Annotated in this window: 18 protein-coding genes; 9 read left to right on the top strand and 9 right to left on the bottom strand. The window is 70.8% G+C overall.

Annotated features, from left to right (window positions below):
• Positions 1-333: 333 nt before the first annotated feature.
• On the bottom strand, positions 334-2,019 hold the full coding sequence (locus AC068D_RS03220) for a BCCT family transporter (RefSeq protein WP_478821396.1): 1,686 nt from the start codon (positions 2,017-2,019) through the stop codon (positions 334-336).
• Between the two features lie 166 nt (positions 2,020-2,185).
• Complete coding sequence (locus tag AC068D_RS03215; protein ID WP_478821183.1) at positions 2,186-3,523, bottom strand: M14 family metallopeptidase; 1,338 nt, start codon at positions 3,521-3,523, stop codon at positions 2,186-2,188.
• 223 nt (positions 3,524-3,746) lie between these two features.
• Between AC068D_RS03215 and AC068D_RS03210 the strand changes: the two genes are divergently transcribed.
• Both AC068D_RS03210 and AC068D_RS03205 read left to right on the top strand, forming a co-directional pair.
• Positions 3,747-5,321: a M1 family metallopeptidase gene (locus AC068D_RS03210; protein WP_478821182.1), complete on the top strand. Its 1,575-nt coding sequence runs from the start codon at positions 3,747-3,749 to the stop codon at positions 5,319-5,321.
• Between the two features lie 95 nt (positions 5,322-5,416).
• Positions 5,417-6,448, top strand: a complete 1,032-nt coding sequence (locus AC068D_RS03205; protein WP_478821181.1) for a LacI family DNA-binding transcriptional regulator — start codon at positions 5,417-5,419, stop codon at positions 6,446-6,448.
• Positions 6,449-6,589: 141 nt separating this feature from the next.
• Here the strand turns inward: AC068D_RS03205 and AC068D_RS03200 are convergent, their stop codons facing one another.
• Positions 6,590-7,447 carry an oxygenase MpaB family protein gene (locus AC068D_RS03200; protein WP_478821180.1) on the bottom strand — a complete coding sequence of 286 codons (858 nt, stop codon included), beginning with the start codon at positions 7,445-7,447 and terminating at the stop codon, positions 6,590-6,592.
• A gap of 183 nt (positions 7,448-7,630) precedes the next feature.
• Here AC068D_RS03200 and AC068D_RS03195 point away from each other — a divergent pair, with 183 nt between their 5' ends.
• Both AC068D_RS03195 and AC068D_RS03190 read left to right on the top strand, forming a co-directional pair.
• Positions 7,631-8,854: an MFS transporter gene (locus tag AC068D_RS03195; RefSeq protein WP_478821179.1), complete on the top strand. Its 1,224-nt coding sequence runs from the start codon at positions 7,631-7,633 to the stop codon at positions 8,852-8,854.
• Positions 8,851-9,603, top strand: a complete 753-nt coding sequence (locus tag AC068D_RS03190; protein WP_478821178.1) for a PIG-L deacetylase family protein — start codon at positions 8,851-8,853, stop codon at positions 9,601-9,603. The genes AC068D_RS03195 and AC068D_RS03190 overlap by 4 nt, the downstream gene beginning before the upstream one ends.
• Here the strand turns inward: AC068D_RS03190 and AC068D_RS03185 are convergent.
• Positions 9,598-12,594, bottom strand: coding sequence for an AfsR/SARP family transcriptional regulator (locus AC068D_RS03185; RefSeq protein WP_478821177.1), 2,997 nt, complete (start codon positions 12,592-12,594; stop codon positions 9,598-9,600). The genes AC068D_RS03190 and AC068D_RS03185 overlap by 6 nt on opposite strands.
• A gap of 151 nt (positions 12,595-12,745) precedes the next feature.
• Between AC068D_RS03185 and AC068D_RS03180 the strand changes: the two genes are divergently transcribed.
• From AC068D_RS03180 to AC068D_RS03170, 3 genes are all read left to right on the top strand, one after another.
• Positions 12,746-13,792 (top strand): class I SAM-dependent methyltransferase, encoded by a 1,047-nt coding sequence (locus AC068D_RS03180; RefSeq protein WP_478821176.1) that lies wholly within the window; start codon positions 12,746-12,748, stop codon positions 13,790-13,792.
• Positions 13,793-14,098: 306 nt separating this feature from the next.
• Positions 14,099-15,085: a sphingomyelin phosphodiesterase gene (gene sph / locus AC068D_RS03175; protein ID WP_478821175.1), complete on the top strand. Its 987-nt coding sequence runs from the start codon at positions 14,099-14,101 to the stop codon at positions 15,083-15,085.
• Positions 15,086-15,235: 150 nt separating this feature from the next.
• Positions 15,236-16,225 carry a cation diffusion facilitator family transporter gene (locus AC068D_RS03170; protein ID WP_478821174.1) on the top strand — a complete coding sequence of 330 codons (990 nt, stop codon included), beginning with the start codon at positions 15,236-15,238 and terminating at the stop codon, positions 16,223-16,225.
• Between the two features lie 52 nt (positions 16,226-16,277).
• On the opposite strand, the gene AC068D_RS03165 is transcribed toward AC068D_RS03170, so the two are convergent.
• Positions 16,278-16,787 carry a hypothetical protein gene (locus tag AC068D_RS03165; protein WP_478821173.1) on the bottom strand — a complete coding sequence of 170 codons (510 nt, stop codon included), beginning with the start codon at positions 16,785-16,787 and terminating at the stop codon, positions 16,278-16,280.
• A gap of 78 nt (positions 16,788-16,865) precedes the next feature.
• The gene (locus tag AC068D_RS03160) at positions 16,866-17,345 is read right to left on the bottom strand and encodes a macro domain-containing protein (RefSeq protein ID WP_478821172.1); all 480 of its coding nucleotides are present in this window, start codon (positions 17,343-17,345) and stop codon (positions 16,866-16,868) included.
• A gap of 119 nt (positions 17,346-17,464) precedes the next feature.
• Here AC068D_RS03160 and AC068D_RS03155 point away from each other — a divergent pair, with 119 nt between their 5' ends.
• Both AC068D_RS03155 and AC068D_RS03150 read left to right on the top strand, forming a co-directional pair.
• Positions 17,465-18,217, top strand: a complete 753-nt coding sequence (locus AC068D_RS03155) for a MerR family transcriptional regulator (protein ID WP_478821171.1) — start codon at positions 17,465-17,467, stop codon at positions 18,215-18,217.
• 57 nt (positions 18,218-18,274) lie between these two features.
• On the top strand, positions 18,275-18,874 hold the full coding sequence (locus tag AC068D_RS03150) for a hypothetical protein (protein WP_478821170.1): 600 nt from the start codon (positions 18,275-18,277) through the stop codon (positions 18,872-18,874).
• A gap of 71 nt (positions 18,875-18,945) precedes the next feature.
• On the opposite strand, the gene AC068D_RS03145 is transcribed toward AC068D_RS03150, so the two are convergent.
• From AC068D_RS03145 to AC068D_RS03135, 3 genes are read right to left on the bottom strand one after another with little or no spacing between them, the layout of a single operon-like run.
• Entirely contained in the window at positions 18,946-21,129 is a 2,184-nt protein-coding gene (locus tag AC068D_RS03145) for a 3-hydroxyacyl-CoA dehydrogenase NAD-binding domain-containing protein (protein ID WP_478821169.1), read from the bottom strand.
• A gap of 35 nt (positions 21,130-21,164) precedes the next feature.
• Entirely contained in the window at positions 21,165-22,379 is a 1,215-nt protein-coding gene (locus tag AC068D_RS03140) for an acetyl-CoA C-acetyltransferase (RefSeq protein ID WP_478821168.1), read from the bottom strand.
• Positions 22,380-22,437: 58 nt separating this feature from the next.
• Positions 22,438-23,580, bottom strand: a complete 1,143-nt coding sequence (locus tag AC068D_RS03135; RefSeq protein WP_478821167.1) for an acyl-CoA dehydrogenase family protein — start codon at positions 23,578-23,580, stop codon at positions 22,438-22,440.
• Positions 23,581-23,615 lie beyond the last annotated feature (35 nt).

Here is a 23,615-nt window from a genome sequence, read left to right as displayed (position 1 = left end):
CGGTCAGGGACGCGCGCGGTGCCCGCCGAGGGGAGACACCGGGTCCTGTGCGCTCTGCACCGGACGCACGGCGGGGTGCCGCGCGAGCCGGCCGACGGGGTTCCCGGTTCCGCAGTGGCTCTCGGCGCCGGGCCACATCGCTGCCGCCCGTGTCGCCCGCGTACATGCACGGCCTACGCCCCCGGTGCAGCTGCTGCGGGATCCCCCGGGCGGGGAGGGATGCTCCGCAGGGCGGGTTCGGGTGTGACGGTGCCCGGCTCGGCCGGGGCGGCGCCGAGCCGGGTCACCGCCTCCCCGGCCCGTGCGCGGCGGCCGAGGGCGGGCGGCCGCGGCTCAGTTCCGCACGGCCGGGGTCTTCTCTCCTCCCTCGGACGGTCCCGGCGACGGCCCGATGCGGATCTCGAAGTCTCCGGCGTACCTCTCGTGGCCCTCGATGACGGCACTGCCGACGGCTTCCTCACCCCGCTCACCGCGCACGATCAGAGGGTCGTGCCTCAGGTCGCGCATCAGGGCGAAGCACATGCCGATCATCACGAGCACGAACGGCGCGGCCACCAGGATCGTCAAGTTCTGGAGGCCGGCCAGCACGTCCCCCTGCCCCCCGCCGACAAGAAGCATCACCGCGGCGACGGCGCCGGTGACCAGGCCCCAGAAGATGACGACGAACCGCCCCGGCTCCAGGGCACCCTTCTGGGAGAGGGTGCCCATGACGATGGACGCGGCGTCGGCGCCGGAGACGAAGAAGATGCCGACCAGAACCATCACCAGCAGGCTCATCGGCGTGGCGACGGGGAACTGCTGCAGAACCGCGAAGAGCTGTCCTTCGGGCGTCTGTTCCGCGCCGAGGCGGCCTTGCTCCTGAAGGGTCATCGCGGTGCCGCCGAAGACCGCGAACCAGCACAGGCTGACGGTGCTCGGCACCAGGATGACGCCGCCGACGAACTGACGGATCGTACGCCCCCGGCTGATGCGGGCGATGAACATGCCGACGAACGGGGTCCAGGAGATCCACCAGGCCCAGTAGAAGACGGTCCACGTCCCGAGCCAGTCGGCCACGCCCGCACCGCTCGAGGCCTCGGTGCGCCCGGCGAGCAGGGGCAGATCGCCGAAGTACGTGGCGATCGAGGTCGGCAGCAGGTCCAGCACGACGATGGTCGGTCCTGCGATGAAGACGAACACCGCGAGTACCAGGGCCAGCACCATGTTGATGTTGGACAGCCACTGGATGCCCTTCTCCACGCCGGACACCGCCGATGCGACGAAGGCCAGTGTCAGGACGGCGATGATGCCGACGAGCAGCCCCGTGCCCGCTTTCTGCATCCAGCCCAGCTCGCTGATCCCGCTGCCGATCTGGAGGGTGCCGAGTCCGAGCGACGCCGCGGAGCCGAAGAGCGTCGCGAAGATGGCCAGGATGTCGATGATCCGCCCGCCCGTTCCGAGCGCGTGCCGTTCGCCGATGATCGGTACGAACACGGCGCTGATGGTCTGACGCCGGCGGCGCCGGTAGGTGCTGTAGGCGATGGCCAGACCGACCACGGCGTAGATGGCCCAGGGGTGGAGCGTCCAGTGGAACAGGGTGGTGGCCATGGACGTCCCCATGGCCTCGGCGGCGTCGGCGGGCTCGGTACCGGGCGGCGGATTGGTGAAATGCGCGAGCGGCTCGCTGACGCCGTAGAACATCAGACCGATGCCCATGCCCGCGCTGAACATCATGGCGACCCATGACACGGTGCGGAACTCCGGGCCCTCGTCGTCCTGTCCGAGCGGGATGGCGCCGTACCGGCTGACGGCGAGCCAGAGCGCGAAGACCACGAAACCGGATGCGGCCAGGACGAACGCCCAGCCGCAGTTGTGGATGAGCCCGGACAGCATGCCGCTGGACACTCGTTCCAGTGTGTCCGTGGCGACGGCGCCCCAGACGACGAAGGCGAGCGTGAGTACGGCGGTGACGCCGAACACCACCCGGTCGGTTCTGCCGTGCCGTGCGGCCGTGGGCAGACCTGGCAGGTCTGCCGTCACCGGCAGCGGCCCCCGGTCGCTCCACTTCCGCTCGTCGCCGTTCGGCCCTCGGCGCGGCTCTTCGTTCGGCTCTTCGTGCGACACAGGTGGCACCTCTCAGGCATGACGGGAGCCTGGTCTTCGCTCTCCGTTACGCCTTACCACATCCACTGCGTCCTTCCCTGCATCAACAAGCGGTGAGGGCCCGCCCGGGTGTGAGGTGGTATGCCGCCCGCTCGTCGAGCAACAGGGGCACCAGGGCGCGCTGGGACTGCCGCAGCGGCACATACGCTCCGTCACGCCCCCCGGGGCCGACGGGCCGGGACACGACCCCGTGCAGGGCCAGCTCGTCCCTGACGTCCTGGTACTGGTCCCCGGAGAGCCGGTAGGCGCAGGGCGGGTCCTGGAGGGTCTCCGCGGGGGTCGCCGGGTCGTTGTCGGCCCCACCCAGGTACACCGGGCCCCGGTCGGCGAGGCCGGTGGACCGGGCGGCCGCGGTCGTGGCCTCGATCCGGCCCCGCCGCTCATCGACATGGCCGAAGGCGGCGTCGAGTGCGGCCAGTTGGGTCCTCACACGACGGAGGTTGTTGAGAGCGGGGTGCTGCTTCTCGGCATCGGTGAGCGGATCGACGCGGGTCTCGACCAGGAGGCCGACGGAGTGCTTGAGCCCCGCGGTGTTGCGCAGGATGCGCTCCTGTCCGTCGCCCGCGACCTGCTTGACGGGTTCTCCGGTGACCGGGTCGGTCCAGATGCCGTAGACACCGCTGCTGAATCCGGCCCGGTGAACCGCAGGCCGCACACGGGCCTCGGAGAGGGTGTACGCCTCGCGGTGCACTCCCGGGTCGGTGTTGAGGTTGCGCGGCCAGAGCGACAGGAGGTCCTTGTCGTAGTACCCCGGCGTCGCCCCGTATTCGTGCAGGTCGTAGATGACATCGGGCCGTTGGTCGCGGATGACGGCGGCCATGGCTCGGCCCTCCGCGGTCCTGAGCGCGATGTGGTCCCGGTTGATGTCGACGCCGTCGGCATTGCCCCGGGTGTCGGCGGCGCGGCCATCGGGATTTGCGGTGGGAACGACGAGCACGGTCGTACGGTCCAGGAAGCGCCGGGTCCCCGCGTCCCTGGCGCCCGCGAGATCACGGACCGTGGAGAGACACGCCTCCCGGCCCGAGGGTTCATCACCGTGCTGACTGCAGATCAGCAGCATGGTGTTCGCCGTGGGACGGTCGCCGCCGATGCGGACGAGCCGGAGGGGTCGGCCCTGACCGGTCGTGCCGATGGTCCGCAGGGACACCCGGCCGCTCGCCCGGTCGACGGCGGAGAGGAACTCCCCCTCCTCCGGCTGTCCGGTCCAGCGCGCTCCGCCGGACTCCTCGAAGCCGGTGCGCGGCAGGTGCAGGCTCTGCTCGGAGAGCGAGTCCCGGCCGGTGGCCGCCTGGGCGGGCGCGCTCACCACGGGGGCGGCGAGCAGGACGACGGAGGCGACCAGGGCGGCGGACAGGCTGCTGCACGTCACACGTTTCGGCATGCGCGCAAGGTACTCCGGTCAACTCCCGTGCAACAGAGGGCACTACGAGGCGACAGGCGGTGGGTACCCGGCCCCCGGGGTCAACGTGCGATCTCCCGGGATCGCGACGTGGCATGTCGGCCGAATGGCATTCGTGTGACAGCAGGGGCCATGGACATGACTGCGTGAGTGGGGCGTGAATAGGGTTCCGAAGAGATCATTCGCCCCGACGACTGGAGCTTTCGTGCACCGCAGAATCCTCGTCCCGAGTGCGCTCACGGCCTCTTTCCTGCTGGCGATCCCGGCATCGGCCGCGGACTTCGTCCCCGGGGCCCCAGGCATCGGCGACCCCTACTACCCGGCGAGCGGAAACGGCGGGTACGACGTCTCGCACTACGATCTGAGGCTCAAGTACCAGCCGAAGACGGACCTGCTCGAAGGCACGGCGACGCTGCTGGCCACCACCAGGCAGAACCTGTCCCGTTTCAACCTGGACTTCGGACTGAACGTCAGCGACGTCCGGGTCAACGGGAAGAAGGCGGCCTTCGCCAGGACCGGCGCCCATGAATTGGAGATCACCCCGCCCACGCCGCTGGAGAAGAACAAGCCGGTCTCGGTGGTGGTGAGGTACGCGGGCAAGCCCTCCCAGCTTCGGATCGACGGCTACACGGCATGGCATCGCACCCCTGACGGCGGCATCGCGGCTCAGGAACCGGATTCGGCCGTATGGTGGTTCCCGTCCAACGACCACCCGCTGGACAAGGCGACGTACGACATCTCCGTCTCCGTGCCGGACGGTACCCAGGCCATCAGCAACGGCGTGCTGCAGTCGCAGTCGTCGCGCCTCGGCTGGACCCGTTTCAACTGGCGTTCCAACCAACCGCAGGCGTCGTATCTGGCCACGCTCGCCGTCGGCAAGTTCGACATCACCACCGACAAGACCGCCAGCGGACTCCCGGTCCTCAACGCCTACAGCGTGGACCTGGGTGACAACGCGGGCGCCGCCCGGGCGAGCATCGAGCGCACGACGGAGATCGCCGAATGGCTGGAGGAGGTTTTCGGCCGCTATCCGTTCAATGCGCTCGGCGGCTATGTGCCCAACGTGACCAGCGGGTACGCCCTGGAGACACAGACCCGCCCGTTCTACAGCCCACGCCAGTTCGCCAATGGTGCCAATGCGTCGGTGGTCGTGCATGAGCTGGCCCACCAGTGGTACGGCGACAGCGTCTCCGTGAAGGGCTGGAAGGACATCTGGGTCAATGAGGGGTTCGCCCGCTACAGCCAGTGGCTGTGGTCGGAGAAGGAGGGCGAGGGCACGGCGCAGGAGCTGGCGGACTACATCTATGCGCTGCACCCCGCCGACGACCCGTTCTGGACGGTCAAGCCGGGCGACCCGGGCCCCGACAAACAGTTCGACATCGCCGTGTACGACCGCGGTGCGCTCGCGCTGCAGGCGCTGCGGGTGGAGATCGGCGACGAGGACTTCTTCGCGATCCTCAAGGGCTGGCCGGCTGCCAAGGCGAACGGCAACGCCGATGTGGAGGACTTCGTGAAGTACGCCGAGCAGGCTTCCGGCAAGTCGCTCGCCGGGCTGTTCGACACCTGGTTGTACGAACCGTCGAAACCGGCCGTTCCCCCGGCCCCGGCCACGAAGACCACGGGCGGGAAGGCCACGGGCGCGGTGGGAGCACACGCCACCCGCGACGCCGGCGCACTGCCGGCTCGGCCCCGGTCCTGGAAGCAGATCGCCGAGACGAACACGATCCATCAGCACGGACAGCGGCACATCGACACGGAAGGTACGGCGGACCGCCGATGAGGAGGTGAGCGGGCGCCGCCGTCCCCGGTCCGGACGGCGGCACCTGCGGATACCCTCGTGTGCATACGGTCCGACGCGCCTGCGAGGAGTGCCCGTTGCCCGATCCGACCACTGGTGCCCGGCCCACACTGGAGGCGGTCGCAGCGCTCGCCGGGGTGTCGCGGGCGACGGTCTCCCGTGTCGTCAACGGCGGTGCGGGGGTCCGTGCGCCGCTGGCGGAACGGGTGCGCGAGGCGGTGGCGGAGCTCGGCTATGTGCCGAACCACGCGGCCCGGTCGCTGGTCACACGACGCAACGGCGCCGTCGCCGTGATCATCGCCGAGCCGGAGTTCAGAATTTTCTCGGACCCCTTCTTCGAGCGGCAGGTTCGGGGCATCAGCCGGGAACTGGCCGCCAACGACTCACAGTTGGTGCTGCTGTGGGTGGAGGGCGTGGACGACCACGAAAGGATAGCCCGCTATCTCGGCGGGGGGCATGTCGACGGCGCGCTCGCCTTCTCGCTTCACGACGACGGTGAACTGCCTGCCATCGTGCTGGAGTCGGGAGTCCCCGCAGTCTTCGGCGGCCGTCCGGGGGACGGCTCCGGTCATGCCGTTCCGTACGTCGACTGCGACAACCGAGGGGGTGCCTGTGCGGCCGTACGCCATCTGGTCGCGGTCGGCCGGCGCCGGATCGCGCACATCGCGGGACCTCGCGACCAGACCTCGGCGCTGGACCGTATCGGCGGATACCGGGATGCACTCGCGGGCTCCCGGCCGGAGCTGATCGCGCAGGGGGCCTTCACCGTGGACAGCGGGGCACAGGCGATGGCAGCACTGCTGGACCGGCAGCCGGATCTGGACGCGGTGTTCGCGGCGAACGACCTGATGGCCATGGGCGCACTGCGTGTCCTGCACGAACGCGGGCTCCGGGTACCGGAGGACATCGCCCTCGTCGGCTTCGACGACATGGCCTCGATCGCCGAGGCCACCGACCCACCGCTGACGACGGTCCGTCAGGACATCGAAGGCAACGGCCGGCTGATGGTGCGGCTGTTGATGCGCCTGCTCGGAGCGGGTTCGGAAGCGTCGGGAGCACCGGCCTCGGTGATCACCCCGACGACGCTGGTCCGCCGTGGATCGGCGTGAACCCTCCGTTCCTGCCGTGCTCGCCCATCCGGGCCGCTGAAACGCAGTGCCCCGGATGGAGCCGACCACAGGCCGTGGTGCCCGCGCTCGGTTGGTCCCCGTCCCCGGCCCGTCGGTGCACCGATGACGACGGGCGGCGGCTCAGGACGCCCGTGCGGACCGTGCGGCTCTGCGGGCCTCACGCGCCAGCGGAAGGTAGCGCAACCGCTCGGGGAGCAGAGGCACGACCGCACGGACGACACGGCCGAAGCGCCGGAGCCTGCGCTCCTGTTGGTCCGTCCATGGCAGACCGATCACCGCGCGGGCGTCGGGCGGCATCAGCCCGATGGTGACGAAGCGCCGGAACCGGGCGAACAACGGCAGGACCACCGGCCAGAACAGGCGCAGCAGAACCCGGAGCGGGAACGGCCCGCGGTCCGGCGGCGGTACGGGCCGGTCGGTCGCCGTCAGGTCCTCCACGACGACAGTCGCCTCGATCTCGTCGGCGAGGACCTTGCGGTAGTACGGCCAGAACTCCTCGATGGTCCGCGGCATGTCCCGGTCGTGGATGCCCAGGATCCGTCCGACCTGAAGCCACTCCGCGTACAGCTGCCGCTCCTGTGCCTCGGTGAGCGGACGGTAGAGATAGCGGGCGGCGTGCTGGTAGACGGGGAAGCCCGTGGCATGGACCCAGGAGTAGTACGCGGGGTTCAGCGCGTGGTAGTGCCGGCCTCGGCTGTCGGTGCCCTGGATGGTCGCGTGCAGCTTCCGCAGCCGGCGGCCCTCCTCCGCCGCCGCCTCACCGCCGTACACCCACAGCTGGAGTGAGCGCAGCGAGCGTTCGCCCCGTCCCCAGGGGTCGGTGCGGAAGACGGAGTGCTCGTCGACACCCGCCCCCACCGCAGGGTGCGCGACCTGCATGGTGAGTGCCGCGGGCAGCATCAGCAGGCCGCGGATGTCGCCCGTCAGGCTCCACAACACCCCGCCGGGCGGCGGCGGCACGGGGTCCTGCGTGCTCATACGGGCGCTCCCGGGGTAGGCGGGCCGGGCTGCTCGATTCCCCCGTCCCTCTGCGTTCCAGTATGCGATCACGGTCCACGGGCGAACACCGGGGGTGCCCGGTCGGGGTCCGTCCGTCGCCGACGACCCGTGACAGCGCCGCGGTAGTGGGCTGCGAGCCCGTGCTCCGACGATCGGATTGCCATGAACGTGGAGTACGGGACGGTCGATGACATGGTCGGCACAGCGATGCAGAACCGGACGACCCGCGTGTCGGAACGGGAGCGGAGCAGCTGGCTCCCGGTTGCGGCGCTCGGGACCGGCACGTTCGCGATCGGCACTGACATGTTCGTCGTGGCCGGGATACTCGGCGGGATCGCACACGACCTCGGTGTCACCACGGGCGCCGCGGGGCTGACGGTGACGGTGTTCGCGCTGGGACACGCGATCGGCGCGGTGCTGCTCGGCACGCTGCTCGGGTCGCGGCCGCCCCGGCAGGTGCTGATCGGCTCTGCGGTGCTGTTCGGGGTGGCGGGCGTGCTGTCGGCGGTGGCGCCGACGCTGCCTGCGCTCCTCGCCGCCCGGGTGCTGGGAGCGCTTGCCGCGTCGGTCCATGTGCCGGCCGCGGCGGCCGCGGCGGTCGCCGCCGTGCCCGTGAGCCACCGCGGGCGGGCGCTGGGCGTGGTCCTTGCCGGTACGTCCACCGCCATGGTGCTGGGCGCCCCGCTGGGTGTGACGGTGGCGTCCGCACTCTCGTGGCGTGCGGCGTTCGGCCTGGTCGCGGTGCTCGCTGCGGTCACGGTGATCGGTCTGCTCGTCACCGGTGCCGGGGCGGGCCGGACGGTGCGGGCGACGGTGGGTGAGCGGCTGCGCCCGATGCGTTCCCCTGCAGTGGTCGGAACGCTCGGCGTGACGTTCCTGGTGATGACCGCCTCGTTCGGCATGTACACCTACCTCCCGTTGCTGCCGGCCTCGACAGCCGGACCGCTCGGGCTCGGACTCCTCATCGGGGTGTTCGGAATCGGAGGCATGGTGGGCACCTGGTGGGGCGGTGCCGCTGTCGACCGGACGGGCCCCCGCCGTGTGGTGCTCGCGACCGTGGCCGTGCTGGCCGTCGGTTTCGCCGCGCTCCCGCACAGCACGACGACGCCGGCCGGGGCGCCGGCCGTCATGATCGGGTGGGGGATCGCGGCCTGGGGTTTCGTTCCGGCTCAGCAGCACCGCCTGCTCGGCCTGGGGGCCGGGCCGGTGCCCCTGCTGCTCGCCCTGCACAGTGCCGCGGTCCAGCTCGGGTCCGGTGCAGGTGCGCTGTTCGGCGGACTCGTGGTCGACACCGTGGGAGCGGGCCGGCTGTGGATGGCCGCCGTCGTCTGTTGCGGCGCCGGGCTGGCGTTGCACGGGTTCCTCACCAAGGAGGTCCGGACATGATCGAGTCTGCATCCGGCGTCGCCGAGCTGGGCACCGTCCTGGGGATCTGGGCGCACCCCGACGACGAGGCCTACCTGTCCGGCGGTCTGATGGCACTGGCTCGCGAGAGCGGATCGCGGGTGGTGTGCGTGACCGCGACCTGCGGCGAGCTGGGCACGGCCCACCCCGAGGAGTGGCCACCGCATCTGCTGGCTGCGGCGCGTGCGCGCGAGCTGGCGCGCTGCCTGGAGATCCTGGGGGTCGACGAGCACCACTGGCTCGGCTACCGCGACGGACAGTGTGCGGCGGTCCCCCCGCCCGACGCGGTCGCGCGGCTGTCCGAGGCCATCGCGTGCGTACGGCCCGACACCGTGCTCACCTTCGGCCCGGAGGGCGTCACCGGTCACCCGGACCATCGGACGGTCTCGGCCTGGGCCACCGCGGCGTTCGACCGTGCCGCCCCGGCCGCGGCACGGCTGCTGTATTCCGCGTTCGCTCAGCGGCGGGCACGGCGCTGGAACTCGCTCAACGAGAGCCTGGGCATCTTCCCACCGGGACTCCCGGTCACGACACCCGACCGGCGGCTGGCGGTCGACCTCGTGCTGGACGCGGAAACAGCCGCCCGCAAGGTCCGTGCCCTGGCGGCGCAGGAGACCCAAACGGGCGAACTCATCGCCGGCATGGGCATCGAGCGCTACACCGCATGGGTCGGCGACGAGTCGTTCGTCGAGCGGCCGCGGCGCCCCGGCCGCCCTCGACGGCGGTCATGATCCGGTGAGGTGCCGCTCGATCGCCTGCCGGGCCGCCCCGAGGGCGGCGACCCGGCTGGGGACCGGCATCGCCCGGGCGGTCGGGGTGTGCACGGAGGGTTCTGCGCCACGGGAATCCATGGCGTCCGTGACGTCCGCGGCGCCATGGGAGCCGTCCACGGCCGGCGCGTCGGGAGCCCCGTCGGCCGCGGCGTCGATCAGCGTCGCCGACTCGTCGTCGCCGAGCCGGCGCAGCAGGGCGGCCAGATTGCGCAGGGTGACCCACAGATGGGTCCAGTTGCCGTTGCGGGCGAAGTACTCGATGACGTCGCGATAGCCGCCCAGTGCCTCCTGGACACGGCCCGCGGCGGCGCGCAGCGACAGGAGTCCGACGGTCGCGACACCGACGAGGAAGGTCGCTCCGCAGGTGCGGGCGAGATCGATGGCATGGAGGTAGTGCCCCTCGGCCGGCTCGTGGCGGCCGGCCAGGCTCTCGATCTCCCCGGCGACGTAGGCGCCCCACGAGAGCATCGAGGGCGACACCGCGTCGGCCAGTCCCCGGTCGTTCAGCCCCCGCGCCGCATCCGGATCACCAGCGTAGGCGGTCGCGAGTGCCGCCATCCCGAATCCCTCCCGGTGCGGACCTGCCAGCGCGGCCGCGGCGAGGGAGTGCTCGACCACGTCGCCGTAGGCGCCGCGCGCCAGGTCGGCCACGGCGAGCACGAACAGGCAGTGCCAAGACCCGGCGCCGTCGGTCGCCTTCTCCAGGCCGGTGCGGGCGAGCCGATCGGCCTCGCGGTAGTCGCCGCGGTGGTAGGCGGCCTCCGCCGCGGCTGCGAGCACGGCGGTCGCACGCGGGTGGGTGTCGAGTGCCCGGTCGCCGGCCAGTTCCCCCGCCCAGTCCCGGATCTCGACGAGATCGCGGTAGGCGATCGCGTCGAACAACGCGACGACCATCGTCACGGCGTCGTCCAGGGACCCGAGGCCCCGCACCAGTCGCCATGCGGCCCGCAGGTTCGGCAGCTCGCGGCGCAGCACGGCGTCGGCCTCGGGCTCCCGCTCGGTGGCCATGACCGTGCCGATCCACGAGGTCAGCTCGACGGCCCACCGCAGCATGCGCTCGGCCGCCCCCTCGTACTCGCCGGACGCCGCAAGCCGGTCCAGCCCGAACGCCCGCAGTACCTCGAGCAGGCGGTACCTGGTGCTCCCCTCGAAAGAGGCGTCGATCATGGAGGCATCGACCAGGCGGGCCAGTGCACTTCCGGGGTCGGTCTCCAGGCCCAGGTCGGCGGCGAGCCGCTCGGCGGTGTCGAGGCCGACGCCGTCGGCGAAGACCGACAGATGCCGGAACAGTCGCCGTTCGTCCTCCGTGAGGAGCCGGTACGACCACTCGATGGTTGCGCGCAGGGTCCGGTGCCGGGAATCGGAGCTGGTCCGGCCGCCGCCCAGGAGGTCGAGCGAGCGGTCGAGACGGCCACGCAGATCGGTGAGGGAGAACGTGGACAGCCGACCGGCTGCGAGTTCGATGGCCAGCGGCATCCCGTCGAGCCGGTGGACGATGTCGGCCACGGCACGCAGCTCCCCCGGTGTCGGTGGCGGACCGGGCCGGACCCGGCGGGCCCTGTCCAGGAAGAGTGTCACGGACGGCGCCTGCGAAGGATCCTGATCGGGGCGGGGCAGCGGCAGCGGCGCCAGCCGTGAGACATGTTCGGCTGCCAGGCCGAGAGGTTCGCGGCTGGTGGCCAGCAAGGAGATCCGGGGACACGAGGAGAGGATCGTGTCCACCGTGTCCCGTACGCCGTCAAGCAGATGCTCGCAGTTGTCGATCACCATCAGGCCGGGCCCGTCGCCCAGCACGGCGACGCAGGCGGAGAGAACATCGCCGTGGTCGACCTTCAGGTTCAGGGCCGCCGCCAGCGCGTGCGGGATGGCGGCGGGGTCGGTGACCGGTGCGAGCAGCAGCACCGTCGCCGTGCTGCTCCGTCGCGCGACCTCCAGGGCGACCCGGGTCTTGCCGACGCCACCGGGCCCGACGAGCGTGACCAGGCGCTCGGCCGCCAGCTGCCCGTGCAGGGCCGCGACCTGCGACTCGCGGCCGATCAGCCGGGCGGTCGGCGGTGCGGTCACCCCGGACGGGCCGGGCACCGCACCTCGCGGACCGGTCACCCCGGACGGGCCGGGCACCGCACCTCGCGGACCGGTCACCCCGGACGGGCCGGGCACCGCACCATGCGGGCCGGTCACCCCGGACGGGCCGGGCACCGGACCGGCGCCGCCGATGATGTCGCGCTCGAGTTCGTCCAGCGCAGGTGTGGGATCGAGGCCCGTCTCCTCGACGAGCCGACGCCGGTACGCGCGGCCGACACGCAGCGCCTCGGGCGCCTGCCCGGTCGCCGCCAGCGCCCGCATGTGCAGGAGGACCGCGGGCTCCCGCAGTGGGTCGGCGGCCGCCGTCGCGGCGGCGAGCCCCAGGATCCCCTCCGCCTGTCCCGCGGCGACGGCCCCGGCGATCAGTGCATCGGTCACCTCGTGGCGCAACTGCGCATACTCCTCGACCGCGGTGGCGATGGGAACGATGTCGGTGAGGTCGGCGAGAACCGGCCCTCGCCAAAGCCCGTGCGCCTCCTGCAGCAGGGAGAGCGCGCCGTCCGGGTCCTGCTGCGCCGTCGCGAGCAGGTCTCGCGCCTGTGCCACGTCCAGTTCGTCGCGCCCGAGTGCCAGCCGGTAGCCGTCGTGGCATGTCTCGAGCCGGGTGGCCGCCGGGCCGAGGTGCCCACGGAGTCGGGACACATGGTTGTGCAGGGCCTGACGGCCCGATTCGGGCACCTCCGACGGCCACAGCGCGTCCACGAGGTGATCGACTGTCACGATCCGGCCCTCGGCGAGCGCAAGCAGCGCGAGCACCGCACGCCGCTTGGGGCCGGGTACGTCCACGGGGTCGCCGTCCACCAGGAGCCTCAGCGGCCCGAGCAGCTCCACCCGGACCGACGGGAGCAGACGCCCGACTGCCATGGCACCCCTCATGTCCAGCAGGTCCTGTGACCAGGACGGACTCGGCCTGTTAGCACGACGATAGCCCGTGCAAGGACCGTGCAAGGCCGCACGCAGAGCCTTTCTGTTGTGACCGGCACGAGCCGGTTCGGCAGGCAAGGAGAGACCAGACATGGATCACGACAAGGTTTCGGAGTTCCTCGGGCGGTTCGTGGCGGACCTGGGCGCGACCGGTGCCGCCGGCTCGGTGGTGATCGGCCACCGGCTCGGCCTCTACGAGGCGCTTGCACAGGGCCCGGCGACGCCCGAGCGGTTCGCCGAGCGCACCGGGTGCCACCCGCGCTACCTCACGGAGTGGCTGCGCGGCCAGGCGGCGGGCGGATACGTGAGCTACGACCCGGCCACCGGCGAGTTCTCCCTCTCGGAGGAGCAGGCGTTCTGTCTGGCCGATCCGACGGGCCCCGACGTGCCGGCCGCGTTCCTCGTCGTGCTGGGCTATCTGCGCGCCGAACCGCAGATCACCGAGGCGTTCCGCACGGGTGCCGGGATCGCCTGGCACGAGCACGACGAGGACGTCTTCGTCGGGTGCGACGCGTTCTACCGGCCCGGCTACACGGCCGAGCTGATCCCAAGCTGGATCCCTGCGCTCGAGGGCGTCGACGCAAAGCTCACCGCCGGGGCTCGGGTGGCGGATGTCGGCTGCGGCCTCGGCTCCTCGTCGCTGCTCCTCGCCGAGGCCTACCCGCGGACCGGCGTCGTCGGTTCGGACTACCACGCCGAGTCGATCGAGCTGGCGCGCAAGAAGGCCGCGGAGGCGGGAGTCGGCGACCGGGTCTCCTTCGAGGTGACGACGGCGCAGACCTTCACCGGCACGGACTACGACCTGGTGATGATGTTCGACTGCCTGCACGACATGGGCGATCCGCTCGGCGCCGCCAGGCGGGTGCGGGAGGCGCTGGCCCCGGACGGCACATGGCTGCTGGTGGAGCCGTTCGCCTCCGACAGGGTCGAGGACAATTTCACCCCGGTCGGCCGGCTGTACTACAGCGGCTCCACGTTCCTCTGCGTACCCAACAGCCTCTCCCAGCCCGGCGGCACGGCCCTCGGGGCTCAGGCCGGCGAGTCCGCCGTCCGCCGGCTGGTCGCCGACGCCGGCTTCACCCGGTTCCGCACGGCTGCGCAGACCCCGTTCAACCTGGTTTACGAGATCAGGCCGTAGGACGGCGGAAGCGGTCGCGGGCCGTCCACGACTCGTCGTCGGCACCGCGACCGCTTCCCCGCCCGCATGCCCGGACCCTTCGCACCCGAGAGCGGCGTCGAGGGGGGACGCGCGGCGTTCGACGTCCCGGTCGCGGCCGGGCCGCTGCCGCTGTTGCGCGGCGGGCCCGGTCCGAGCCGGTTCGAACGAGTTCGGGCGATCGTGGAACTGCGGCAAGAAACTCGGCACCTGACGGTTACCCGAAGGTAACTGCCACTGCTTTGATGTGCGCGCCGGTCATTCCCCCCATCAGAAACGGGAGTTCCAGTGCCGCACTCCGCGCTCCGCCGTATTTCCGGCGCAGCACTGTCCACCGCGCTCGCCGCCTCCCTGGCTGCGGCCGCGTCCCCGGCGTCCGCCGCGCAGACCGCCGTGACACCTTCGCTGAAGGTGCTGACGTACAACGCGTTCCTCTTCAGCAAGACGCTGTACCCGAACTGGGGCCAGGACCATCGGGCCGGGGCGATTCCCGCGGCGTCCTTCTTCCAGGGGCATGACGTCGTCGTCCTCCAGGAGGCGTTCGACAACTCCTCGTCCGATGCGCTGAAGGCCAACGCCGCTGCGAAGTACCCCTATCAGACACCGGTCATGGGACGGTCCAGGAGCGGCTGGGACGCGACCAGCGGAGCGTATTCCGCGACCACGCCGGAGGACGGCGGCGTCACGATCCTGAGCAAGTGGCCGATCGTGCGCAAGGAGCAGTACGTCTACAAGGACGCGTGCGGCGCCGACTGGTGGTCCAACAAGGGCTTCGTCTACGTCGTCCTGAATGTGAACGGCGCCCGGGTGCATGTGGTCGGAACGCACGCGCAGTCCACCGACCCCGGCTGCGGGGCCGGTGAGGCTGCCCGGATGCGCAGTCGCCAGTTCAGGGCGATGGATGCCTTCCTCGACGGCAGGAACATCCCTGCGTCCGAACAGGTTGTCGTCGCGGGCGACTTCAACGTCGACTCGCGCACGTCCGAGTACCCCACGATGCTCGCTGACGCCGGGCTCGCGGGCGCCGACGCGCGCACCGGACACCCCTACTCCTTCGACACACAGGACAACTCGATCGCCGTCGACCGCTACCCCGACGACCCGCGCGAGGACCTGGACTACGTCCTGCACCGCGCTGGCCACGCGAAGCCGGACGGCTGGAAGAACGAGGTGGTCAAGGAGCAGACCGCGCCCTGGACCGTCTCCAGCTGGGGCACGCAGTACACGTACACCAACCTGTCCGATCACTATCCGGTCGTCGCCTCCGGGCAGTAGTCGCGCAGCGGGGGCAGCGGGGTAGTGACACCATCCGGCAGCAGCGGTGCGGCAGTGATCCAGGGTCGGCAGTCGCAAACCGTTCGCAGCTGGTCAGAGGCTGCTTTTCGGTAGTGGCTGCAATGCTGCCGGGCTGTCATGGTGGTGTTCATGACGGGTCATGGGCACGCACATGAGCACGTACGTGGACACCACCATCACCACCATCACCACGGCGAGCGTGTCGACGCCGCACTGGAAGGCTCGGCCGAGGGCCTGCGGACCCTCTGGTTCTCGTTCGGGATCCTCGCCGCGACCACCGTCGTCCAGGCGGTGATCGCGGCACTGTCCGGATCGATCGCACTGCTGGGCGACACCGTCCACAACGCGACCGACGCCCTGACCGCACTGCCGCTCGCCCTCGCCTTCGTCCTCGGCCGGCGGGCCGCCACCCGCCGCTACACCTACGGCTTCGGACGGGCCGAGGATCTCGCGGGTGTGTTCGTCGTTCTGGTGATCGCCGCCTCTGCCGTGTTCGCAGGGTACGAGGCCGTCCTGAGACTGATGGAGCCGCGCGAGGTCACCCATCTCCCGGCCGTCGCCGCCGCGGGGCTCGTGGGCTTCGCCGGCAACGAGTGGGTGGCCAGGGCACGCATCCGTACGGGACGACGCATCGGCTCCGCCGCGCTGGTCGCCGACGGACTGCATGCCCGCACCGACGGGTTCACCTCACTGGCCGTGCTGCTGGGCGCCGGCGGTTCGGCGCTGGGATGGCGCTATGCGGACCCTCTGATCGGGCTGGTGATCACGGCGGCGATCCTGATGGTGCTGCGCGGCGCGGCACGCGAGATCTGGCACCGGCTGATGGATGCCGTCGATCCCGCGCTGGTGGACGAGGCGGAGCGCGCGCTCACCCGTGTCGAGGGAGTGCGGGCTGTCGGCATCCTCCGGATGCGCTGGCTCGGGCACAGGCTGCGGGCCGAGACCTCGGTCGAGGTCGACCCGGCGCTGACCGTCGTCCAGGCACATGCGGTCGCGGTGGCCGCCGAGCATGCACTGCTGCACGCGGTACCCCGACTGGCGGGCGCCACCGTGCACATCGACCACGGGCACGCGACCGGCCAGGACCCGCATGCGGCGCTGGCCCATCACAGCGGTTGACGCACCGGGAGGTGCGCGCGCAGCGGCCCGTCCCGACGGTCGGGCACCCGCGTCACCGGTACGCAGCGGCGGTCGTCCAGGCATACAGGGCCACGACACCGATCACGCAGAGGATGACCACCCAGGACCCGAGGCCGGTGTGCCGCTCCTTCCGTCCGGCGGAGCCGGAGCCGCCCGGTCGCCCGGGCCGCATGCGCCGACGAGAACGCCGGGGTCGGTGCGAGCGGCCGGCCGGGCGCGACCCCGCCCGGCGTGACGTCGGTGCGGTGGTCTCCGCGGCGGTCTCGGCGAGCAGACGGCGGCAGATCGCCGCGAGTTCGGCGGTTCCCGCCGACAGGCTCGCGACCGCCTCCGCCCGCGCGGGTGCGGTGGTGCCACCGTCCAGGAGGCGTCCGGCACGCAGCAGCAGCTCGTCGCGGCCGCCGCCCGGTGCGATGCTGATCCAGCGTTGTACGTGTTCCCCCCGGATGACGACGCCTCCTGCACGCTCGCGGTACACCGTGTGCTCACGCCATAGAACCTCGGCCAACTCGCCTGCGGTTTCCCTGAGTTGTGCGCTCATGCTCTCCCCCTCCGATGTGCGCCACATCGAACAAGCACCGCACTCTAGCGTCAGGTACACACCAAGCTCGAGGTGGGTCTACGACCCATGGTCGTAGACCGTCACCGCTATGCCCCGCCGGACGAGCCGCTCCGCTATCAGCGGCTCCACCTTCGACCATGTGCCGCCGGCGAGTCCGCAACCGATGCGCGGCATATGAACGGACGCACCGAGCTCCTCGGCCTTGTCGGCGAGCGCGGCGAGGGCGGTGTCGATCGCCTCGTACCGCACGGGAGGCCCTTTGCTTCCGGTACGCATGCCGCGCTGGCCGATCATGTTGGCCACCCACAGATACGGGCCGACCCGGATGAACTGGACCGCACCGAGACCGAAGTCGTTCCCCGCACGCTCCCGGTGCCAGCGCCGGTAGGCGGACTCCGGACCCGGCCAGCGCCGCGATATCGCGACCACGAAGCCCTTGCCCCAGCCGCCGAGGTCATTGCAGACGTGCGCGATCAGCTTGACCCCCTTGCCCTGCGGCGCCGTGGCGTCTCCCCGTACATATGCGATCCCCGACATGCACTCACCGTAGGAGGGACCACTGACAATCGGCACCGCATTTCCCAGCGCTTTCACAACACTGGTGAGACAGCAATACTGTTGAACCGGATCGGTGCACGCACGGAGCGAGGGAGACCATGGCGACCCCAACCGAGGAGCAGACGCTGACCGTCGACGAACTGGCCGCCCGCGCCGGTGTCACCGTCCGCACCATCCGGTTCTACAGCACCCGTGGCCTGCTGCCGCCCCCGGTGATCGGCCCGCGCCGGGTCGGCCGCTACGGCCCCGCCCACCTCTCCCGGCTGGCACTGATCGAGGAACTGCAGCACCAGGGCATGACGCTCGCCGCGATCGAACGCTATCTGGTGCAGCTGCCGCCCGACCTCAGCGCGCACGATCTGGCGATCCACCGCGCCCTGGTGTCCTCCTGGGCCCCGGAATCGGCCGAGGAGGTGCCGCGTGCCGAGCTGGAGCAGCGGGCCGGGCGGCCGCTGTCGGACCAGGACATCGACCGGCTGGCCGCCATGGGCGTCCTGGACCGCACGGGAGTCCCCGATGTGTTCCGGCTGGACGGCGGGTTGCTGCGGCTCGGGATCGAACTGCTCGACGTCCCCATCGCACACGAGACGATCCTCGCCTCGCGCACCGTCCTGCTCGAGCACGCCCGGGCCGCCGCCCAGGAGCTCACCCGGCTCTTCCGGGACGAGGTGTGGAGTCCCTACCGGGAACGCGAGTCGGACCCCGACCACGTCGCGGCGATGAAATCGCTGTCGGCCCATATGCAGCCCATGGTGATCCAGGCGCTGGTGACGGCGTTCCAGCGGTCGCTGCGGGAGGAACTGCGGGCGGCGTTCGGCGCACAGGGGCCGGCTGACAGTGGCGGGAGCTAGCCTGCGCGCAGGTGGGGAAGCAGCAGCCGGCGTCAGTGCCGGCCGAGGGGGGAGACCATGAGATTCGCGCAGCTGACGCCCGGCGGGCTCTATGTCATGCGGCAGCACGGCACGCCGGGCTGGGAGCTGACCCTGATACGGGTCGGTGAGTCCCCGCGCCTGTGGCGTTGGAACCAGAAGCTGTGGTCGTACGAAGTGGACGAGACCGCACGGCGGGCGAACCTGAAGCGCCGCATCGGCTATCTCGCCGTGCGGCCGCCCGCGGCGTGGCCGGAGACCGACGGCACCGGCGGCATGCTGCGGCGGGGCATCCAGCGCTGGGCGAGGCCGCTGGCCGCGCTTCCCACTCCGCTGCCCGACGCCTCCGTGACCCGTCTCGCCTGGCACGCCCTTCGCACCGATGAGGAGGAGATGTCGTGGACGATCTTCGAACCCCGGGACATTGTGTGCGCCTACACGTCACCGCAGGAGTTCCAGCAGCACATCCTCGACCGGATGACGGCCCTCGGCATGGCTCCTGGCCCGGTGTTCGAGGCCCCGCCCGCCGACAGGCTCACGGCCGCCGACGTCCACCGCGTCTCGCTGCGGCTGGACGTCCTCGCGGAACTCCTCGACCGTGTCCCCGAGCCGGGTGCGCTCCCGCATGAGGCGCCGTAGCACCGGGCCCCGGGAGGACGGCCCCGCCCCTGCGGGCGGGGCCGTCCTCCGGCGATCGGGACGGGGCAGGGTCAGGCGTCCGTGAAGACCTCGCCCCGCTCGGCCTTCGCCACGAGGAGCGCCGGAGGTGCGAAGCGCTCGCCGTAGGCCGCGGCGAGCTCGCGCGCCCTGGCGACGAAACCGTTCAGACCGCCCTCGTAGCCGTTGATGTACTGGAGCACACCACCCGTCCAGGCCGGGAAGCCGATGCCCATGATGGAGCCGATGTTGGCGTCAGCAACCGACGTCAGCACGCCCTCCTCCAGGCAGCGGACGGTGTCCAGCGCCTCGGAGAAGAGCATCCGCTCCTTCATGTCCTCGAAGGGGACGTCCACGTCCGGGTTGCCGAAGTGCTCGCGCAGCCCAGGCCACAGCCCGGCACGCTTGCCGTCCACATAGTCGTAGAAGCCCGCTCCCCCACTGCGACCTGTGCGGCCGAAGTCGTCGACCAGCCGGTCGATGACCGCGTCCGCGGGGTGGCCCACCCATGTGCCGCCGGCCTCCTCCACGGCCCGCCTCGACTCACCGCGGATCTTGCGCGGCAGGGTGAGGGTCAGCTCGTCCATCAAGGAGAGGACCTTCGCCGGGTAGCCGGCCTGCGCCGCCGCCTGCTCGATCGACGCGGGCTCGATGCCCTCGCCGACCATCGCCACGCCCTCGTTGATGAACTGGCCGATGACGCGCGAAGTGAAGAAGCCGCGCGAGTCATTGACGACGATCGGGGTCTTGTTGATCTGGCGCACCAGGTCGAAGGCACGGGCCAGAGCTTCGTCGCCGGTCCGCTCGCCCTTGATGATCTCGACGAGCGGCATCTTGTCGACGGGCGAGAAGAAGTGGAGACCGATGAAGTCGGCGGGACGGCCGACGCCCTCGGCGAGCAGGGAGATCGGCAGCGTGGAGGTGTTCGAACAGAGCAGCGCGTCCGGCTCGACGACGTCCTGGATCTCCTGGAACACCTTGTGCTTGAGCGCCGGGTCCTCGAAGACCGCCTCGATCACCGCGTCACAGCCGGCGAGGTCGGCCGGGTCGGCGGTCGGGGTGATCCGGGCGAGCAGCTCCGCGCGCTTGGCCTCGGTCGTCCGGCCCCGGCTCAGCGCCTTGTCGAGGAGCTTCACCGAATAGTCCTTGCCCCGCTCTGCGGCGTCGGCGTTGACGTCCTTGAGGACGACCTCGATCCCGGCCTTGGCGCAGGAGTAGGCGATGCCCGCGCCCATCATTCCGGCGCCGAGCACGGCGACCTTGCGGACGCGGCGCGACTCGATGCCCTTGGGGCGGCTGGCACCGGAGTTGACCGCCTGGAGGTCGAAGAAGAACGCCTGGATCATGTTCTTGGCGGTCTGGCCCGTGAGCAGCTCGGTGAAGTAGCGCGCCTCGATGGTCTGCGCGGTCTCGAAGTCGACCTGCGAGCCCTCGACCGCGGCCGCGAGAATGTTGCGCGGCGCCGGGTAGGGGGCGCCGTTCAGCTGCTTCTTCAGATTGGCCGGGAAGGCGGGCAGATTGGCGGCGAACTTCGGGTTCGACGGCGTACCGCCCGGAATCCGGTAGCCCTTGACGTCCCAGGGCTGCTGAGACTCGGGGTTCGCCTCGATGAAGGCGCGCGCCTTGGCGAGCATCTCCTCGTCGGTCGCGGCCACCTCATGGACGAGACCGTTCTCGAGCGCCCGCTGCGGGGAGTACTGGGTGCCCTGGAGAAGCACCTTGAGCAGCGCGTCGGCGATGCCCATCAGGCGCACGGTACGGGTCACACCGCCGCCCGCGGGCAGCAGACCCAGGGTCACCTCGGGCAGGCCGATCTTGGAGCCGGGCGCATCAAGGGCGATGCGGTGGTGGCACGCGAGGGCGATCTCGTAACCGCCGCCCAGCGCCGCGCCGTTGATGGCGGCGACAACCGGCTTGCCGAGGGTTTCGATGCGGCGCAGGGCGCGCTTGATGCCCATGCCCATGTCGAACGCCTGCTGGGCGTGCTCGGGACCGACCTGGATCATGTCCTTGAGGTCGCCACCCGCGAAGAAGGTCTTCTTGGCGGAGGTGAAGATGATGCCGCGGATGCCGTCCTGCTCGGCCTCGACGCGGTCGGCGACCGCCGCGATGGAGTCCCGGAAGGCCCGGTTCATGGTGTTGGCGGACTGGTCGGGATCGTCGAGGACGAGGGTGACGATCCCCGTCTCGTCCTGCTCCCAGCGGATGGTGGAACTCGTCGGCGTTGTTGCTGACATTGCTGATTCTCCGTAAGAGGGAAGGGACGGGAAGGTCAGAGACGCTCGACGATCGTTGCGATGCCCATGCCGCCGCCGACGCAGAGCGTGGCCAGGCCGTAGCGCTTGTCCTGTCGCTCCAGTTCGTCGATGAGCGTGCCGAGGATCATCGCGCCGGTGGCACCCAGCGGGTGGCCCAGCGCGATCGCGCCGCCGTTGACGTTGACCTTGTCCAGGGAGAGCCCCATGTCCTTGACGAAGCGCAGGACGACCGCCGCGAACGCCTCGTTGATCTCGACGAGATCGATGTCGTCGATGGTCAGTCCGGCCTTGGCCAGCGCCTTGCGGGTGGCGGGCGCCGGCCCGGTGAGCATGATGGTGGGCTCGGATCCGGAGACCGCCGCGGAGACGATACGGGCCCGGGGCCTGAGCCCGTAGCGCTCGCCGACGTCCTTGGAGCCGATCGCCACGAGGGAGGCTCCGTCCACGATGCCCGAGGAGTTGCCCGCGTGGTGGACGTGGTCGATCTTCTCCACCCAGTGGTACGTCTGCAGCGCGACGGCGTCGAAGCCGCCCATCTCGCCGATGGTCGCGAACGACGGCTTGAGCGAGGCCAGCGAGTCGGCCGTCGTCCCCGGGCGCATGTGCTCGTCGTGGTCGAGTACGACCAGTCCGTTGCGGTCCTTCACCGGTACGACGGAGCGGTCGAAGCGCCCGTCCTTCCAGGCCGCGGCTGCCCGCTCCTGGGAGATCGCGGCGTACTCGTCCACATCGCGGCGCGTGAAGCCCTCGATCGTGGCGATCAGGTCGGCGCCGATGCCCTGCGGAGCGAAGTTGGTGTCGAAGTTCGTCATCGGGTCGGCGAACCAGGCGCCGCCGTCGGACGCCATCGGCACGCGGGACATCGACTCGACGCCACCCGCGAGCACCAGGTCCTCCCAGCCGGAGCGGACCTTCATCGCCGCCATGTTGACGGCCTCCAGCCCCGACGCACAGAAGCGGTTCTCCTGGACACCGGCGACGGTGTCGGGCAGTCCGGCCGCGACGGCGGCGATCCGGGCGATGTCGGAGCCCTGGTCGCCGACGGGGCCGACGACGCCGAGGACGATGTCGTCGATCGCGGCCGGATCGAGCTCCGGGTAGCGGGCGCGGATCTCGTGGATCAGGCCGACGACGAGGTCGATCGGCTTGGTGCCGTGCAGGGCGCCGTTGGCCTTGCCACGGCCGCGCGGGGTGCGGATCGCGTCGTACACAAACGCTTCGGTACTCAAGACAGAGCCTTTCGCATCACGAATGAGGGGTGCGCAAACGAGGGTGGGAGTCCGGGGGTCAGGAGAGCAGGGAGCGGCCGATGATCTCCTTCATGATCTCGGTGGTGCCACCGTAGATCGTCTGGATACGGCCGTCCGTGAACGCCTTGGCGACCCGGTACTCGGTCATGTAGCCGTAGCCGCCGTGCAGCTGGAGGCAGCGGTCGGCAACGCGCTTCTGCAGCTCGGTGGCCCACCACTTGGCCATGGAGGCGTGCACCGCGTCGAGCTCGCCGTTCGAGTGGTCGACGATGCAGCGGTCGAGGAACGTCCGGGTGACCGCACACTCGGTGGCCATTTCGGCGATCTCGAAGCGAATGTGCTGGAGCCTGGCCAGTGCACGCCCGAACGCCTCGCGCTCCTTCACGTACTGGGTGGTGATCTCCAGCAGATGCTCGGCGGCGGCGATGGCGGCGACCGCGATGTTCAGTCGCTCCTGGGCGAGGTTGGTCATCAGATGGATGAAGGCGCCGTTGAGCTCGCCGAGCAGGTTCTCCTTGGGGACGCGTACGTCGGTGAAGAACAGCTCGGCCGTGTCCTGCGCCTTCTGGCCGATCTTGTCGAGGTTGCGACCGCGCTCGAAGCCTTCCATGCCTCGCTCGACGACCAGCAGCGACAGCCCCTTCGCCCCGCCCTCGGGGGTGGTCTTCGCGACGACGATCACCAGGTCGGCGAGGATGCCGTTGGAGATGAACGTCTTGGACCCGTTGAGCAGCCAGTGGTCGCCGCGGTCCTCCGCGGTGGTGCGGATGCCCTGGAGGTCGGACCCGGCCCCCGGTTCGGTCATGGCGATGGCGGTGATGATCTCGCCGCTGCAGAAGCCGGGCAGCCAGCGCCGCTTCTGCTCCTCGGTGGAGAGCGAGGTGAGATACGGCCCGATGATGTCGTTGTGCAGTCCGATCGCGAGCCCTGCGGCGCCCGCCCGGGCGAACTCCTCGGCGAGCACGGCGCTGTAACGGAAGTCGACGTTCCCGCCGCCGCCGTACTCCTCGGGCACTGCCAGGCCGAGCAGCCCCTGTCGGCCCGCCGCCAGCCAGGCGGCGCGCGAGACGATGCCGTCCTGCTCCCACTGGTCGTAGTGCGGGAGCACCTCCTTGGCCAGGAAGGTGCGCACGGTCTCACGGAATGCCTCGTGCCCGGCGTCGAAGATCTGTCGTTTCATCGTGCGTCCTCCCGGCTGTCGACCACAGCGCCCCC

Source organism: Streptomyces sp. NPDC043861 (assembly GCF_056435905.1).
This window is presented reverse-complemented; position numbering and strand designations above follow the sequence as displayed.

What these genes read in the sequence shown, in the direction of transcription:
- AC068D_RS03215 (WP_478821183.1), bottom strand. Translation starts at nt 3,523, where the DNA reads ATGCCGAAACGTGTGACGTGCAGCAGCCTGTCCGCCGCCCTGGTCGCC.
- AC068D_RS03200 (WP_478821180.1), bottom strand. Translation starts at nt 7,447, where the DNA reads ATGAGCACGCAGGACCCCGTGCCGCCGCCGCCCGGCGGGGTGTTGTGG.
- AC068D_RS03195 (WP_478821179.1), top strand. Translation starts at nt 7,631, where the DNA reads ATGAACGTGGAGTACGGGACGGTCGATGACATGGTCGGCACAGCGATG.
- AC068D_RS03190 (WP_478821178.1), top strand. Translation starts at nt 8,851, where the DNA reads ATGATCGAGTCTGCATCCGGCGTCGCCGAGCTGGGCACCGTCCTGGGG.
- AC068D_RS03185 (WP_478821177.1), bottom strand. Translation starts at nt 12,594, where the DNA reads ATGGCAGTCGGGCGTCTGCTCCCGTCGGTCCGGGTGGAGCTGCTCGGG.
- AC068D_RS03180 (WP_478821176.1), top strand. Translation starts at nt 12,746, where the DNA reads ATGGATCACGACAAGGTTTCGGAGTTCCTCGGGCGGTTCGTGGCGGAC.
- AC068D_RS03170 (WP_478821174.1), top strand. Translation starts at nt 15,236, where the DNA reads ATGACGGGTCATGGGCACGCACATGAGCACGTACGTGGACACCACCAT.
- AC068D_RS03165 (WP_478821173.1), bottom strand. Translation starts at nt 16,787, where the DNA reads ATGAGCGCACAACTCAGGGAAACCGCAGGCGAGTTGGCCGAGGTTCTA.
- AC068D_RS03160 (WP_478821172.1), bottom strand. Translation starts at nt 17,345, where the DNA reads ATGTCGGGGATCGCATATGTACGGGGAGACGCCACGGCGCCGCAGGGC.
- AC068D_RS03155 (WP_478821171.1), top strand. Translation starts at nt 17,465, where the DNA reads ATGGCGACCCCAACCGAGGAGCAGACGCTGACCGTCGACGAACTGGCC.
- AC068D_RS03150 (WP_478821170.1), top strand. Translation starts at nt 18,275, where the DNA reads ATGAGATTCGCGCAGCTGACGCCCGGCGGGCTCTATGTCATGCGGCAG.
- AC068D_RS03145 (WP_478821169.1), bottom strand. Translation starts at nt 21,129, where the DNA reads ATGTCAGCAACAACGCCGACGAGTTCCACCATCCGCTGGGAGCAGGAC.
- AC068D_RS03135 (WP_478821167.1), bottom strand. Translation starts at nt 23,580, where the DNA reads ATGAAACGACAGATCTTCGACGCCGGGCACGAGGCATTCCGTGAGACC.